Annotated in this window: 12 protein-coding genes; 5 read left to right on the top strand and 7 right to left on the bottom strand. The window is 72.6% G+C overall.

What is annotated here, in order from left to right; genetic code table 11:
- Positions 1-100 precede the first annotated feature (100 nt).
- Positions 101-769, top strand: coding sequence for a VanW family protein (locus tag CYAGR_RS03545; RefSeq protein ID WP_172637148.1), 669 nt, complete (start codon positions 101-103; stop codon positions 767-769).
- Here CYAGR_RS03545 and CYAGR_RS03550 read toward each other — a convergent pair.
- Positions 726-1,277, bottom strand: coding sequence for a CDP-alcohol phosphatidyltransferase family protein (locus tag CYAGR_RS03550; RefSeq protein ID WP_015108404.1), 552 nt, complete (start codon positions 1,275-1,277; stop codon positions 726-728). The genes CYAGR_RS03545 and CYAGR_RS03550 overlap by 44 nt on opposite strands.
- A 30-nt stretch (positions 1,278-1,307) precedes the next feature.
- Here CYAGR_RS03550 and CYAGR_RS03555 point away from each other — a divergent pair, with 30 nt between their 5' ends.
- Complete coding sequence (locus CYAGR_RS03555) at positions 1,308-1,775, top strand: CBS domain-containing protein (protein WP_015108405.1); 468 nt, start codon at positions 1,308-1,310, stop codon at positions 1,773-1,775.
- 10 nt (positions 1,776-1,785) lie between these two features.
- On the opposite strand, the gene pdeM is transcribed toward CYAGR_RS03555, so the two are convergent.
- Positions 1,786-2,466, bottom strand: a complete 681-nt coding sequence (gene pdeM, locus CYAGR_RS03560) for a ligase-associated DNA damage response endonuclease PdeM (protein ID WP_015108406.1) — start codon at positions 2,464-2,466, stop codon at positions 1,786-1,788.
- A 110-nt stretch (positions 2,467-2,576) separates the two neighbouring features.
- Here pdeM and CYAGR_RS03565 point away from each other — a divergent pair, with 110 nt between their 5' ends.
- Positions 2,577-4,712, top strand: a complete 2,136-nt coding sequence (locus tag CYAGR_RS03565; protein WP_015108407.1) for an AAA-type ATPase lid domain-containing protein — start codon at positions 2,577-2,579, stop codon at positions 4,710-4,712.
- Here the strand turns inward: CYAGR_RS03565 and CYAGR_RS16865 are convergent.
- The 3 genes from CYAGR_RS16865 to CYAGR_RS03580 all read right to left on the bottom strand — a co-directional run bounded on the left by CYAGR_RS16865 (position 4,709) and on the right by CYAGR_RS03580 (position 7,181).
- Complete coding sequence (locus CYAGR_RS16865) at positions 4,709-5,383, bottom strand: gamma-glutamylcyclotransferase family protein (RefSeq protein ID WP_015108408.1); 675 nt, start codon at positions 5,381-5,383, stop codon at positions 4,709-4,711. The two genes, CYAGR_RS03565 and CYAGR_RS16865, sit on opposite strands and share 4 nt — an antisense overlap.
- A 111-nt stretch (positions 5,384-5,494) precedes the next feature.
- Complete coding sequence (locus tag CYAGR_RS03575) at positions 5,495-6,328, bottom strand: PhzF family phenazine biosynthesis protein (RefSeq protein ID WP_015108409.1); 834 nt, start codon at positions 6,326-6,328, stop codon at positions 5,495-5,497.
- A gap of 43 nt (positions 6,329-6,371) precedes the next feature.
- Positions 6,372-7,181, bottom strand: a complete 810-nt coding sequence (locus CYAGR_RS03580) for an NYN domain-containing protein (RefSeq protein WP_015108410.1) — start codon at positions 7,179-7,181, stop codon at positions 6,372-6,374.
- Positions 7,182-7,276: 95 nt separating this feature from the next.
- Here CYAGR_RS03580 and CYAGR_RS03585 point away from each other — a divergent pair, with 95 nt between their 5' ends.
- A complete protein-coding gene (locus CYAGR_RS03585) occupies positions 7,277-8,314 on the top strand; it encodes an esterase-like activity of phytase family protein (RefSeq protein ID WP_015108411.1) in 1,038 nt (345 codons plus the stop codon).
- Positions 8,311-10,533: a PhoX family protein gene (locus tag CYAGR_RS03590; RefSeq protein ID WP_015108412.1), complete on the top strand. Its 2,223-nt coding sequence runs from the start codon at positions 8,311-8,313 to the stop codon at positions 10,531-10,533. Before CYAGR_RS03585 ends, CYAGR_RS03590 begins: the two co-directional genes overlap by 4 nt.
- On the opposite strand, the gene CYAGR_RS03595 is transcribed toward CYAGR_RS03590, so the two are convergent.
- Complete coding sequence (locus CYAGR_RS03595) at positions 10,497-11,261, bottom strand: coiled-coil domain-containing protein (RefSeq protein ID WP_015108413.1); 765 nt, start codon at positions 11,259-11,261, stop codon at positions 10,497-10,499. The two genes, CYAGR_RS03590 and CYAGR_RS03595, sit on opposite strands and share 37 nt — an antisense overlap.
- Positions 11,261-12,964 carry a VWA domain-containing protein gene (locus CYAGR_RS03600; protein WP_015108414.1) on the bottom strand — a complete coding sequence of 568 codons (1,704 nt, stop codon included), beginning with the start codon at positions 12,962-12,964 and terminating at the stop codon, positions 11,261-11,263. The genes CYAGR_RS03595 and CYAGR_RS03600 overlap by 1 nt, the downstream gene beginning before the upstream one ends.
- Positions 12,965-13,021: the final 57 nt, after the last annotated feature.

Raw genomic sequence — 13,021 nt, forward strand, 5'->3', positions numbered from 1 at the left:
AAGCCATGAGACGACGGTTGCCGCTGGGGATGCGTCAGGAGATCCGCCATGGCTGGCGGCTCTGGAAGGATTGCCGGAAGGGGTGCGGTTCGACCGATCCGTGGGCGACCTGGCTGCGGGCGAAGTGGAACAGCGCCCATGGATCGGCCTCATCCAGCCGATCCTGTTCAGTGACTTCTTCGAGAACAAACGGGCCAATATCAGCCGCGGCGCCGCCCTGCTGGATCGCGGCCTGATCGGTGCCGGAAAGGCCTGGTCCTTCTGGCACCGTGTCGGCCGTCCCCATGCCGCCAATGGATTTCTGCCGGGCCGCAACATCGTCAGCGGAAAGCTTGTCGCCCTCAGCGGCGGTGGTCTCTGCCAGCAGTCTTCGATGGTGTATCACCTGGCCCTGCTGGGTGGATTGACCGTGCTGGAACGCCATCCCCACAGCCTGGACATCTACGAGGAGGACCAGCGCTTCACGCCGCTGGGCGCCGACGCCACGGTGGTGTGGGGATTCAAGGACCTGCGACTCCTCAATCCCCACCCCTTTCCTGTCGCCTTCCGGTTCAAAGTGGAGTGGAACCGATTGATCGGCGAGCTCCGTTCGGACGCCGACCTGACGCCCTGCGACGTCGCCTTTGTGCGTGTGGAGCTCAAAAAGCCCTGGGTTCAGGTCGACACGATGGTCAACCAGCGCCTGTTCGTCTCCACGGTCTACGAACAGCGACAGGGCCTCCAGGTCAGCCCCTGGGAGCGGCCCGCAGGTACCCCAGGGCCGAGCTGAGCGCCAGGAGCAGCGACGGCCAGAACAGCCACCAGCCGGCGCCATGGAGCAGGGGCACCAGCGCCCCACCGAGGCCCAGGCCCCAGGCCGGCGGCCAGAGCAGCAGCAGCAAGGAGAGGAACTGCAGGATCGTCTTGGCCTTGCCCCCCAGCGAGGCGGGGCCGCCGCTGCCCTGGCCGGCCCGCCAGCCGGAGATCAGCAGCTCCCGGGCCAGCAGCAGCCACACCGCCCACAGGGGGAGACCGCCCGTATGGGCCAGCCAGAGCAGCGGGGCGCTGATCAGGATCTTGTCGGTGAGGGGATCGAGCCGGGCCCCCCACACTGACCCACCGCCGGCCCGGCGGGCCAGGGCGCCATCGGCCCAGTCGCTGAGGCCGCCGAGCAGCAGCAGCACCCAGGCCAGGTCGGGCCGCGCGCCGGCCAGTGCCAGCAGCAGGGGCAACCCCAGCACGGCCCGGGCCAGGGTCAGCAGGTCGGCGAGGCGTCGCAGGGGAGGGGTCCCGTTCACCAGCAGAATGCCATCACCGAGGAGATCCGCATGGTCGTCGAGCGCAGCGTGGCCGAGGTGATGACCAGCCCCGTGCTGAGTGTCACCACCACCACGCCCCTGCAGGAGGCCGTCCAGCTGATGAGCGATCACCACATCAGCGGCCTGCCGGTGCTCGATGAGCTCGGAGCCCTGGTGGGGGAACTGAGCGAGCAGGACCTGATGGTGCGCGAGAGCGGCTTCGATGCCGGCCCCTACGTGATGCTGCTCGATGCCGTCATCTACCTGCGCAACCCGCTCGACTGGGACAAGCAGGTGCACCAGGTGCTGGGCAGCACGGTGGGGGATGTGATGGGCTCCAAGCCCCACAGCTGCCCTGCCGCCACCACCCTGCCGGCGGCAGCACGCCTGCTCCACGACCGCGGCACCCAGCGGCTGTTCGTGCTCGACGACCAGCAGGCCCTGGTGGGGGTGCTCACCCGTGGCGACGTGGTGCGGGCCCTGGCCGCCCAGGGCTGAACGCTTCCGATCAGGCGACCCCCCTCCGGGCTCCCGGGAGCCGGGAGGTTCGGTTCCAGGCGATGACCGCACCGTCGGCCACGAGCCAGAGCGCCTCACCCCTTGGGCAGGGGTGGCCTCCCGTGAGGGCGCCGAATGACGGCAGCACCAGCTGGTCCAGGGTCTGGTCGTAGGCGAAGCAAGGCAGGCGCAGCCGGTCGGCGCCACGGCCCACCAGGGCCACCGGATGGCGGTGGCCGCAGACATTCAGCCGGCCGGGCATGGGCTCCGGGGCATGGCTCAGCCACAGGGGGCCCATGGCCTGGGAGGGCTCCTGGACCAGGCCCTCCAGCCAGCTGCCCCGTTCATGGTTGCCGCCGATCAGGCGCAGGGGACAGCCCAGCAGGGAGGGCAGGGCCGCCAGCTTCTGGCGCAGTTCGACGGTGAGGCCCAGGCGGCTGTGGATCAGGTCGCCCAGCACCACCACCTGGCGGGGCTGGAGCCGGTGGGCCACCGCCATCAGGGCATTGAGCGTGATGGCATCACCGTCGCTGGGCAGCGGAATGCCCTGGCACTGAAAGGATTCCGCCTTGCCCAGGTGCAGGTCGGCCAGGAGCAGCAGGCCCTGATCCGGATCCCAGGCGGCCTTCTCCGCCAGCAGGTCCAGACGGTGGCCCCGCCAGGGGAAGGCAGCGGCGGCAGGAGGGTTCACGCCGGCGGCTGCGGGGCGCCGTGGAGGGTGACGGACATGGCGCGATCGCTGGGCGAAACGGAACGCAGGCATTCTCTCCGCCCAGAATCCCTGGAGCAGGGCCCACTCCGATGACGTCCACCCCGCAGGATGCGGCCGAGACTGCCAGGGCCGCTCTGCTGCGGCTGGCGCCCCACCTGCTGGGCCGGGTCCGGCGGGGTGTCGTCGGCAGCAGCCGCTACGCCCAGAAGCTGCGGCAGGCGATCCGCGACGCCGCCGCCGATGCCGCTGGCGGTCCGGTGCTGATCAGCGGTGAGCCGGGGCTGGAGAAGGACAACATCGCCGCCCTGATCCACTTCGGATCCGCGGCCCGCAAGCAGCTGCTGGTGCAGCTCAACGGCGCCCTGCTGCGCCCCGACGGGGCGGAACTGTTTGCGGCCGGGGCCGATGGCCTCACCCTGCTCGACTGCCTCGGCGGCGGCAGCCTGTTGCTTGATCAGATCGACAGGGCCGATCCCCAGCTGCGGCCGGCCCTGCTGGAGCTGGCCCGCAGCGGTCGCTGGGTCTCGCCGGATGACGGCCGCGAACGGTTCTTCCCGGGACGGGTGTACCTCACCGCCGAGACCACGGCGCCCGATTTCGATGCCTTCTGCCGCCACATCCGGGTGCCGCCCCTGCGGGTACGGCGCCAGGACCTGGGCGAATGGTTGCGCTATGGAGTGCGGCAGAAGGCGCGCTGCCTGGGCTGGGCGACGCCCCCCACGGTGAGTGAGGGGCTGATCAAGCGGCTCCAGACCTACGACTTCCCCGGCAACATCCGGGAACTCACCCTGGTGATCGAGCGGGCCCTGCGCCAGTGCGCCGAGGGCCGGCCCGCCGTCCTGCCCGACGAGGTCTTCTGGACCGGCCGCCGCTCCCAGCGCGCCCGCTTCGATCTCTGGCGCTGGAAGCCCCAGCTGCGGGACCTGATGCGCTCCCCGCTGCTGTGGAACGGCCTGTTATTCGGCGTGGTGAGCTGGGTGTTCGTGCTGGTCAACCTCTGGCTCTGGCTCGGCCCCCAGGACCGTCAGCACAACGGGGCCCTCAACATGTTCTGGGCCTGGTGGTGGCCGCTCATCCTGCTGACCTATCCGATCGTGGGCCGGCTGTGGTGCTCGTTCTGCCCCTTCATGGTCTGGGGGGAGGTCAGCCAGCGGATCGCCGGGGCCCTGGGCTGGCAGCCCGCCCGCTGGCCCCGGGGCGACAGCGATGCCTGGGCGGCGCCGATCCTGGCGGCCGGCTTCGCGGCGATCCTGGTCTGGGAGGCGGTATGGAACCTGGAGAATTCGGCCTGGCTGAGCAGCTGCCTGCTGCTGCTGATCACCCTTGGTGCCGTGATCGGCTCGCTGCGCTTTGAGAAGCGCTTCTGGTGCCGCCATCTCTGTCCAGTGGGGGGCATGAACGCCCTGTTCGCCAAGCTGGCGATCAGTGAGTTGCGGGCTCAGGCGGGGATCTGCAGCGGCAGCTGCACCTCCTACGCCTGCTTCAAGGGGGGGCCGGCCGAAGGCGAGGGCCTGGCCACGGCCGGCTGTCCCCTGGGCACCCATCCGGCCCACCTGGAGGACAACCGCAACTGCGTGCTCTGCCTCACCTGCGCCCAGGCCTGCCCCCATCGCTCGGTGCAGCTGCGGCTGCGGCCTCCCGCCGCGGATCTGCAGCGCGACATGGACCCGCCCGCTGGGGAGGTGGGCCTGATTCTGGTGCTGGCCGGCGGGGTGTGCCTGCACCATTGGCAACGACTGCTGGGTGGCGTGGCCCTGGCGCCGGCGCATCTGCACGAAGGCCCGCTGCTGCCACGGCTGGCCTTCGCAACCCTGGCCCTGGCCCTGCCGGCAGGGGTGTTCCTGCTGGTGCGGCACCTGCGGGGCTGGGGGCGGCGTCCGGAAGTGGCCGCCTCACGGCTGCGGCTTTGCCTCTATGCCCTGTTACCGCTGCTGTGGGCGCTGATGCTGGCCGACCATCTGCCCCTGGGCATGGCCGAAGGGGGCCTGGTGCTGCCGGTCAGCGTTGGTCCCTGGTGGCCGCAGCTTGCCGGGTGGCTGCCGGCCTGGAGCGCCGACGGCCATGTGATCGCCTTCTGCCAGAGCCTGGTGGTGGCGGTGGGTGTGGCGGGATCGGTGGTGCTGCTGCGGCGACTGCTGCAGCCCCTGCGCTGGGGCTGGCTGGCCCTGGGCTGGCTGGCGCTGGGGCTGGGGACCGGTGGCCGCTGGCTGGTGGCCGGGGGCTAACGCCCGCAGAGTCGCTGCAGATCGCTGTCGCTGTAGAGCGCCACGGGAGCCTCGGACGGGCTCTCCTGCAGCCGCTGCTTTTTGGTGAGGTAGTGGGCGGCGCCGAGGCTGTTGCCGAGCAGCACGCGTTCGGTGCCGCGGCTGCCGCGCCAGGCGGTGCATAGGGAGAGGGTGTCGAGGGCCAGGGCGGCGGGGGGAGGCGCGGCCGCCAGCAGCGCGGCCCCGCCCAGGGCCAGCACCACGGCCAGGCCCATCTGGCTGCGGCGCACGGCCACTCCCGGCGCCGGACCCAGCCAGCAGCCGTCGGCGATGGCGGACACGTGGCGCACCTGGTGGGGCCGCCCCAGGTAGACCCAGGCCTGGCGGCCATCGGCCAGGGGCAGGGGCCGGCGGTCGTAGAGGCGGGGGTAGCCCTCCAGCCGATCCAGCCGGGCCAGGCCGGCGGCATCGACGCGGTACACCTCACCTCGCACCACCCCCTCGCCGGGCACGGCCATCGGAAAGGGGCCCAGGTCGTGGAGCACCACGTCCGGCAGCACCGCCTCCCCGAGGAATGGCGCCTCCAGCAGCCAGTGGTGGTTGCCGTGGCCGCGCTTGAGGGTGCCGTAGACGAAGACCAGCTCGGGATGGCTGTGCACGGGTCGGGCCAGGGCTGGGGTCCCTGTGGTCATAATGCGACGGAGCTGCCCCCGTTTCCATGACGATCGCCCTGCTGGTGGCGCTGCTGGGTTCCTTGGTGCTGATGGGCTGGATCGTCAAGCGCCTGGAGAAGGCCTCCTGAGTCAGGGGCCCAGGCGGCGCACCTGCCCTGACACCCGGATCGAAGCCCCAGGCATGGCGGGGATCTCGGCCTCAAGCAGGGAGCGACTCCCCATGTCCTCCCCCTGCACCACCGTGATCGACCCGCCGTGGGGCCAGCTCAGGCGCCCCAGGTAGCCGGCCAGGGCCGCGGTGGCGGCGCCGGTGGCCGGATCCTCGTAGACACCGCCGACGGCGAAGGCGTTGCGGCTGTGGAACAGCCGGGGACCCTCGGCCCAGACGAGCAGCAGGGTCAGCAGGCCCGCCGCCGCCATCAGCCGGGCTCCGTCCTCCATGGCGTAGCGCATGGCGGCCAGGTCCTCGCGGCGGCGCAGGGCCAGCAGCAGATGGTCGGCACCGCCGTGGACGACGGCGGGGGGCAGGGCCGGATCCAGGTCGCTGGGGTCGTAGGCGAACAGCTCCAGGGCGGCCGCCAGCAGCTCCGGAGTCACCGGAGCGCTGCGGGTTGGGGGCGACTGCAGGGCAGCGCTCCAGCGCTCCCCCTGCCGCCGGCCCTCCACCGTGATCGCGGCCTGGTTCAGCGTCAGCGGGAACACCCCATCCCCGAACCGTTCGGCCAGGGCGGCCCCGAGGGCGATGGTGGCGTGGCCGCAGAAGGGCACCTCGGCCGCCGGGGAGAAGTAGCGCACCCGCCAGCCGTCCCCCTGCGGGGCCGCGAAGGCTGTTTCCGAGTAGCCCACCTCGGCGGCGATCCGCTGCATCTCGCTGTCCGCAGGCAACGGATCAGCGATCACCACACCGGCCGGGTTGCCGCCCCGCTCGCCGTCGCTGAAGGCCGCCAGGCGCAGGACTGTCATGGCAGGGGTGGGGCCGCAGCGGACAGGGACCAGTCTGCCGGCCTCAGTCGTCCTCGCGGGCGCGCACATAGACGATCGTGCGGTTGCCGCTGGGCGCCTCCCGCTCCTCCATCACGAACAGGGAGGGGCAGCCGCGCACCAGGTCGGAGAGCTTGCGGAAGCCGTAGAGGCGGGTATCGAAATCGGGCTGGATCTTCTGCAGGTAGCTGCCGAAGGTGCCCAGCTGGGTCCAGCCCGATTCATCCACCGAGCGATCCAGGGCCTCCATCAGGAAGTCGGCCGGGATGACGGGATGGGCGCTGGCGGGGGGCTCGGTGTCCCGGGGCCGACGGGCCTCCCCGGGCTCCGCGCCGGCGTCCCCCAGGCGGGAGGCGGTGCGCAGCACCTCGGTGAACAGGAACTTGTGGCAAGCGTTGCGGAACGCCGCCGGGGTCTTCTCCTCCCCGAAGCCGTACACCAGCAGGCCCTCCTCCCGCAGACGCACCGCCAGGCCGGTGAAATCGCTGTCGCTGGTTACCAGGCAGAAGCCATCGAAACGCCGGGTGTAGAGCAGATCCATCGCATCGATGATCATCGTGCTGTCGGTGGCGTTCTTGCCCACGGTGTAGGCGAACTGCTGCATCGGCTTGATCGAGAACTTGTTCAGCAGCGCCTTCCAGGAGGCGCTCTGGCTGGAGGTGAAATCGCCATAGATGCGCCGCACGATCGCCTCACCGAAGCGGGCCACCTCCTCCAGCACCGCCTCGATCACCGCCGCCCGGGCGTTGTCGGCGTCGATCAGCACCGCCAGGCGCCGGCCCGACTCTTCCGCGAGACCACCGGCCGGCGGCTGGACACCCGATGGGGATCGCATCACACATCCCCCGGGGCTGCCTTGACCCTACCCGTCCCGAACCCGCGTGTCGCCGGATGCCGCCGCCGCCCCCCGGCGACGGGAGAATTCCCCCCATGGTCGTGCCCCTGATCGCCGCCTCCTCGCCCCTCCCCCCGCCGCCGCCCCTGCTGCCCTGCCCGGCCGAGGCGGGCTGGGAGCTGGTGGCGGGCGCCCGCCTGCCGCGCCGCGGGGCGGACGGAGCGCCCCTGGGCGGCTACTCCGCCGCCAGCTACCGGAGTGAGAGCGATGTCCTGCTGCTGCTCAGCGATGCCCCCCGGGGCCGCGTGGACGCCTGGAGCGGCGTGCGGCAGCTCGGGCGGGTGCCGCTTCGGCCGGTGTTCCGGCTGGAGCTGCAGGGATCGCCCCAGGCTCCGCTGCCGGCGGAGATCGACGCCGAAGGGCTGGTGGTGCTCGGCGAGCGGCTCTGGGTGGCCAGCGAGGGGCGCCGCAGCGCCGCCCGGCCGGCCCAGCTGCTGGCCTTCGAGCGGAGCAGCGGCCTGCTGCAGCGCGCCTACACCCTGCCCGCCGACTGGCAGCCGGCCCCGGGGCGCGGCCTCGAAGCCAACCAGGGGCCCGAGTCTCTGGCCCTGCTGCGCCGCCCTAGGCAGACGGATGTGCTGCTGATGGCCGCGGAAAGGCCCCTGCTGCAGGATCCACCGGGGCAGGTGCGGCTGCTGGGCTGGTCGCTGGAGCCCGCCGGGCCGAAGGCCCATCCCCTGGCCCGGCTGGCCATCCCCGCCGGCGAGGGCTGGGGACTGACCGATCTGCTGGTGGTCGACGCCGCCGGCCCCGCGCCGGGCCTGCTGGCCCTGCTGCGGCGCTTCCAGGCCCCCGCCCGCTGGCAGGTGCTCCTGGCCCACTACCCGCTGCCGGACGAACGGGCCGATCCCAAGGCCGATCCCGAGGCGGTGCTGGCGCCGATCCAGCAGTGGGATCTGATCGCGGCCGGCCTCCCACCCGACAACTGGGAGGCCATGACCCCGGGACCCGCCCGGGCCGATGGCCGCCCCACCCTCCTGCTGGCCTCGGACGACAACTTCAGCCCCCTGCAGGACAACCACCTGGCCCTGCTGGCCCCGCGCCGCAGCGACCCCTGCCCCCCCAATCGATGAACCGTCGCGACCTGCTTTCCCTGCTCGGAATCGGAGCCTGCTCCTTCGCCGGCGCCGTGCTGCCCACGGCAGCCCCTGGCAGGGCGGCCGCCTGGAAGGCCGGGGCCGCCCCGACGCCGCCCCCCCCGTTCCCGACCGTGCCCACCCCCCTGCCGGTGCCCGGCGACGGGCTCGACGCGGCGGAGCAACGGCGCCGTTACGCCCGCATCGACCTCGAGGACCGGCTGGTGCTTCCGGACGGCTTCCGGGCCGATCTGCTGGCGGTCTGGGGGGACCCGCTGGCCGACGGCCGCTTCGGCTTCAACAACGACCACCTCTCCTTCCTGCCCCTGGGAGCGGACCGGGCCCTGCTGACAGTGAACTTCGAGTACATCAGCGCCCGGTCCTGGCGGCAGGGCTACGCCGAGGCGGTGGGCGGCGAGCTGCCCTTCGACGCCGTCATCGACGCGCTGGCCGCCCGGGGCGGCCGGGTGGATGCCGCCAGCCTGGCGGCGGACGACCCGCTGCTGGAGCCCATCCGCCAGCTGGCGGCGGCGGCCATGGCCGACCTGGGGGTCGGCGTGATCGAGCTGGAGCGGGAGCCTGGTGGCCCCTGGCGGCGCCGGCCGGGCCGGTTCGATCGCCGCATCACCGGCCTGAGCGGCTGGCGCGACCCCACCCGGCGCCTGCGCAGCTCGGGGCCGGCGGCGGCCGTGTTCCGCCGCCGCGAGCGGCTCGGCTACGACGACGGCCTCGGGGACGCGATCATCGGCAGCTTCGCCAACTGCGCCGGCGGCGAGACCCCCTGGGGCACCGTGCTCAGCGCCGAGGAAAACATGCAGAGCCAGGTGGCCGAGGCCGTCCATGCCGACGGCTCCTCCGTCTCCCCCGCCGCCCGCCCGTTCGCCTACGACGGCCAGCGCCTCGACGGCCTCGGCAACCCCTTCGGCCTGGCAGGCAACAAGTACGGCTGGATGGTGGAGCTCGACCCGCGCCAGCCCGAACGCCCCGCCGTGAAGCACAGCTGGCTGGGCCGCTTCCGGCACGAGGCGGTGGCGGTGAAGGCCGTCGCCGGCCAGCCCCTGGTGGTCTATTCCGGCTGCGACCGCCACGGCGGCCACCTCTATCGCTTCGTCAGCGACACGGTGATCCGCGATCCGGCCGACCCGGCCAACTCGGAGCTGTTCAGCGCCGGCCGGCTCGAGGTGGCCCGCTTCGATCCCCCCGGCCGGGATGGCGGCGGGGGCCGGGGGCGCTGGCTGCCCCTGGAGACCACCACCCCGGTGGCGCCGCTGGGCCCTGGCCACTTCGCCCGCCACGGCGTGGAGCAGGCGGTGCTGCTGCCCCACAGCGACCGCCTCAAGCCTGGGGCCGAAGCCTTCAGCAGCGACGCGGCCGTGGCGGCCTACCGGCGCCGGTTCGCCACCCTGGCCGACCTCTACCCCGGGGAGGGGGAGGAGCGGATGGGGGCGATCCTGATCGATGCCCACCTGGCCGCCTGCGCCATCGGCGCCACCCCCGCGGCCCGGCCCGAGGACACGGTGATCGATCCCATCAGCGGCGAGCTGCTGATCGCCTTCACCGCCGGCGGCGGCAGCGACGACGGCCGGGCCGACCCGGCCATCTTCCGTGGGCCCAAAGGCCAGGCCACCTGGCCCTACGGCTGGATCATGGGCCTGGCCGACGACGGTCCGGCCCGGGCCGGCTCCTTCCGCTGGCGGATGGTGGCCACCGGCGGGGCCCCGTGGCAAGGGGGGATGGGCTTCGCCAATCCCGACAACCTCGCCATCGACCGGCAGGGGACCCTCTGGATGGTGACCGACCGCTCGACGAAGTCAGCCGACCTGGATCTGTTCGGCAACAACAGCTGCTGGGTGCTGCCCAGCCGCGGCCCCCACGCCGGTGAGGCCTACTGCTTCGCCACCGGCCCGATGGAGTGCGAGCTCACCGGGCCCTGCTTCGACGACGGCGAATCCACCCTGTTCCTGGCGGTGCAGCACCCGGGCGAGGACCACGGCACCCGCCCCTCGGCGGAGGCCCGTGAGGCCCAGGCCCACCGGCTGGTGGATCGCTCCGGCCGCTCCTTCGAGCAGCTGCGCTGGGTGCCCCTGGGCTCCAACTGGCCCTCCGGCGTCCCAGGCCGGGCTCCCCGCCCCGGGGTGGTGGCGATCCGGCGCCTGGCGGGCGGCCCCCTGCTGGGGCCTCAGGTGGTGCCGGCGTCGAGTGACCGCTCGATCTGATCGAGGGCCTCATCGAGCGGCTCGATCGCCGTCGCCATGGCCGCATCGCTGGCCTCGGTACTGGGCCACTGGTGATCGATCTGGCGGCGCAGCTGCTGCAGGCCGCCATCAATGGCCTCCAGCCTGGTGGCAAGGGCTACCAGCCGGGCCTCCCGCTCATCCATCCCCTGGCGCGCCGCGTGCAGGTTGCGGCGCAGCTGGTCCACCAGCCGCCGCCGTTCCTGGCGCAGGGGCCCCTCCGCCTCCCGCTGCAGGGCCTTCTCCTCCCGCGCCAGGCGATGCGCCAGGTCCTCCGGATCGAGGCGCTGCCCGCCGCCGGATTCCAGCAGGGGCCGACGTTCCCGCAGCCGCTCCGGCAGCTGCTGCAGCCGCTCGCAGCAGAGCTGGACGCTGCCCAGGGCCTCCAGATGGCCCGGGTCCGTGAAACGGGCCACGGCCTCCTCCCGCAACGCCAGCGCCGTCACCGCCAGGCCGCCGGCCCGTTCCAGGGCCTCCTCCAGTCCGGCATCGAGGCGCTGGTCATGGAGCCGCTGGCTGCGGCTGCGACGTCCGGCCGCCCCCAGACGGGAGAGCAGGGCCGCGCAGGCGATGCTCAGCCCGACCGCCGCCGCAAGGGCCAGAGGGAGGCTCACCCCGCCTGCGCGCACCAGCAGAACCAGGCCCACGCCGCCGGCGGCGACCGCCAGGGGATGGTCGAGCGGGTTGGACCAGCCGGACGCCAACGCCATCAGAACGCCATCTGCAGATCTTCCATGCGGCGCCGGATGCTGTCCGCGGTGCCGGTGGTGAAATCGCCGCCGTTGCTCTCGGCGATGCGGCGCAGCACGTCGGGGTCGAAATCCCCCTGGTTGCCGTAGCCCATGGTGAACACACCGATGCGCTCGTCGCTGGCGAAGCCGCTGCGCTTCAGCTCACCGCCGAGCCCTTCCAGGGAGAGGCGCGAGCCGTTGTCCTGGCCATCGGTGAGCACCACCACCGCCAGGATCTCGCCGGGGCGACGGGTGGAGCGCAGCCAGTCGCGACCCTGGCGGATGGCGTCGTAAAGCACGGTGCCGCCCTCCGCGTCCAGTGAGGCGATGAAGCTGGCGCCCGCCGCCCCGCCAGCCGAGCCGGCACCGGTCACCACCACCGGGGGCCTCAGCCGGTTGTCGAAATCGAACAGGCCCACGGTGTCCCGCGGACCGATCTGGGCCAGGTAGGCCTGCAGGCTGCGCTGGGCCGCCGGCAGCTTCTCCCCCTTCATCGAACCGGAGCTGTCCACCACCAGGGCCACCCGGGAGGGCTTCTTGGCCTGGTTGCGCCAGAGGGTGATGATCGCCTCCACCACCTCCGGTTTCGGGGCCCGCAGCGAGTCGTAGACGGCTCGGGGGTCGGCGCCGTAGGCCGCTGTGACGCGACTGGGTGGCACCGCCGGGTTGGCCGGCCGCAGCCCCTGGTCGGCCGCCAGGCGCTGCACGTCCTCACGCTGGAGGCGCTCGATGAGCAGCAGGGCCGCCTGCTTCTCCTGCGGCGACACCCAGGGGGCGTCCGGGAGGATCGCCCGCATCGTGCTGGCGTAGGTGGCCCTTGGGTACACCGCCTTGAGGGGCTCCTGGTCGCCCTGGCGGGAGGCGTTCACCGCCACCACCGACGACTCGTAGACAGAACCCACCGAGGCCCAGAAGGGACCGTTACGCTGCATGGCCCGGGCCAGTTCGTCGGTGGAGCTGCCGTAGCGGGTCACGTGCCGCTGGATGGCCGTCACCTGGTCGCCGTGGGCCTGCACATCGGCAAGGGTGAGCGCTTCAGGCCGCTTGCCGGCCACTTCGGCCACCATCGCCACCAGGGTCTGGAGGCCCGAGTTGGAACGGGTCGGAGCTGTGTGGACGAAACGGATCGGCTGGGAGGGCCCGGCCGGATCCAGCTGGCGGTGGTCGCTGCTGCGTGCCAGAGCGGTGAAGGGATCGGGACGGTCGAGGCCCTTCGCCAGCGCCGGAGTGGTCATGAACACCATCGGGCTGGAGGCCAGGGCAGGCGCGTCAGCCGGCGACGGGATCAGCTCCCGAGTGGGGGCCAGGCGCTGCAGGCGGTGCCGCAGCAGGTCGAGATAGATCTCGCCATCCACCGACAGCAGCGTCGGGATGCGTGGGTCATCAGCCGCCTGCCCCCCCTGGAGCACGCCCCGGGCGTGGCTTTCCATCTCGCTGACCACATCGCCGCTGCCGGCGGCCCGGCAGCGCAGGAGCACCGGGGTGCGGTCAGCGAGCCGCGGGGGCGTCTGGGCGATGGCCTTGGCTGCCTCATGGCAGAAGCCCTTCAGGGCGCTGCCCAGCAGCATCTCCAGCTCCAGCGGCGGCGGGGCCAGGAGCTGGCAGCCGCTGATCGACAGGCCCAGGAGCGGCAGGGCAAGAAGCGCGGTGCTGAGGCCGGCCGACCGCTGGGCCCGTGCCATGGAGCAGCGCAGAACGTCGATCCCATTCTGCTGGCAAGGATCCTGGATCCGGGCGGC

Origin of the sequence: Cyanobium gracile PCC 6307 (assembly GCF_000316515.1) — a bacterium.
GTDB lineage: Bacteria > Cyanobacteriota > Cyanobacteriia > PCC-6307 > Cyanobiaceae > Cyanobium > Cyanobium gracile.

What these genes read in the sequence shown, in the direction of transcription:
- CYAGR_RS03555 (WP_015108405.1), top strand. Translation starts at nt 1,308, where the DNA reads ATGGTCGTCGAGCGCAGCGTGGCCGAGGTGATGACCAGCCCCGTGCTG.
- CYAGR_RS03565 (WP_015108407.1), top strand. Translation starts at nt 2,577, where the DNA reads ATGACGTCCACCCCGCAGGATGCGGCCGAGACTGCCAGGGCCGCTCTG.
- CYAGR_RS16865 (WP_015108408.1), bottom strand. Translation starts at nt 5,383, where the DNA reads ATGACCACAGGGACCCCAGCCCTGGCCCGACCCGTGCACAGCCATCCC.
- CYAGR_RS03575 (WP_015108409.1), bottom strand. Translation starts at nt 6,328, where the DNA reads ATGACAGTCCTGCGCCTGGCGGCCTTCAGCGACGGCGAGCGGGGCGGC.
- CYAGR_RS03580 (WP_015108410.1), bottom strand. Translation starts at nt 7,181, where the DNA reads ATGCGATCCCCATCGGGTGTCCAGCCGCCGGCCGGTGGTCTCGCGGAA.
- CYAGR_RS03585 (WP_015108411.1), top strand. Translation starts at nt 7,277, where the DNA reads ATGGTCGTGCCCCTGATCGCCGCCTCCTCGCCCCTCCCCCCGCCGCCG.
- CYAGR_RS03590 (WP_015108412.1), top strand. Translation starts at nt 8,311, where the DNA reads ATGAACCGTCGCGACCTGCTTTCCCTGCTCGGAATCGGAGCCTGCTCC.
- CYAGR_RS03595 (WP_015108413.1), bottom strand. Translation starts at nt 11,261, where the DNA reads ATGGCGTTGGCGTCCGGCTGGTCCAACCCGCTCGACCATCCCCTGGCG.
- CYAGR_RS03600 (WP_015108414.1), bottom strand. Translation starts at nt 12,964, where the DNA reads ATGGCACGGGCCCAGCGGTCGGCCGGCCTCAGCACCGCGCTTCTTGCC.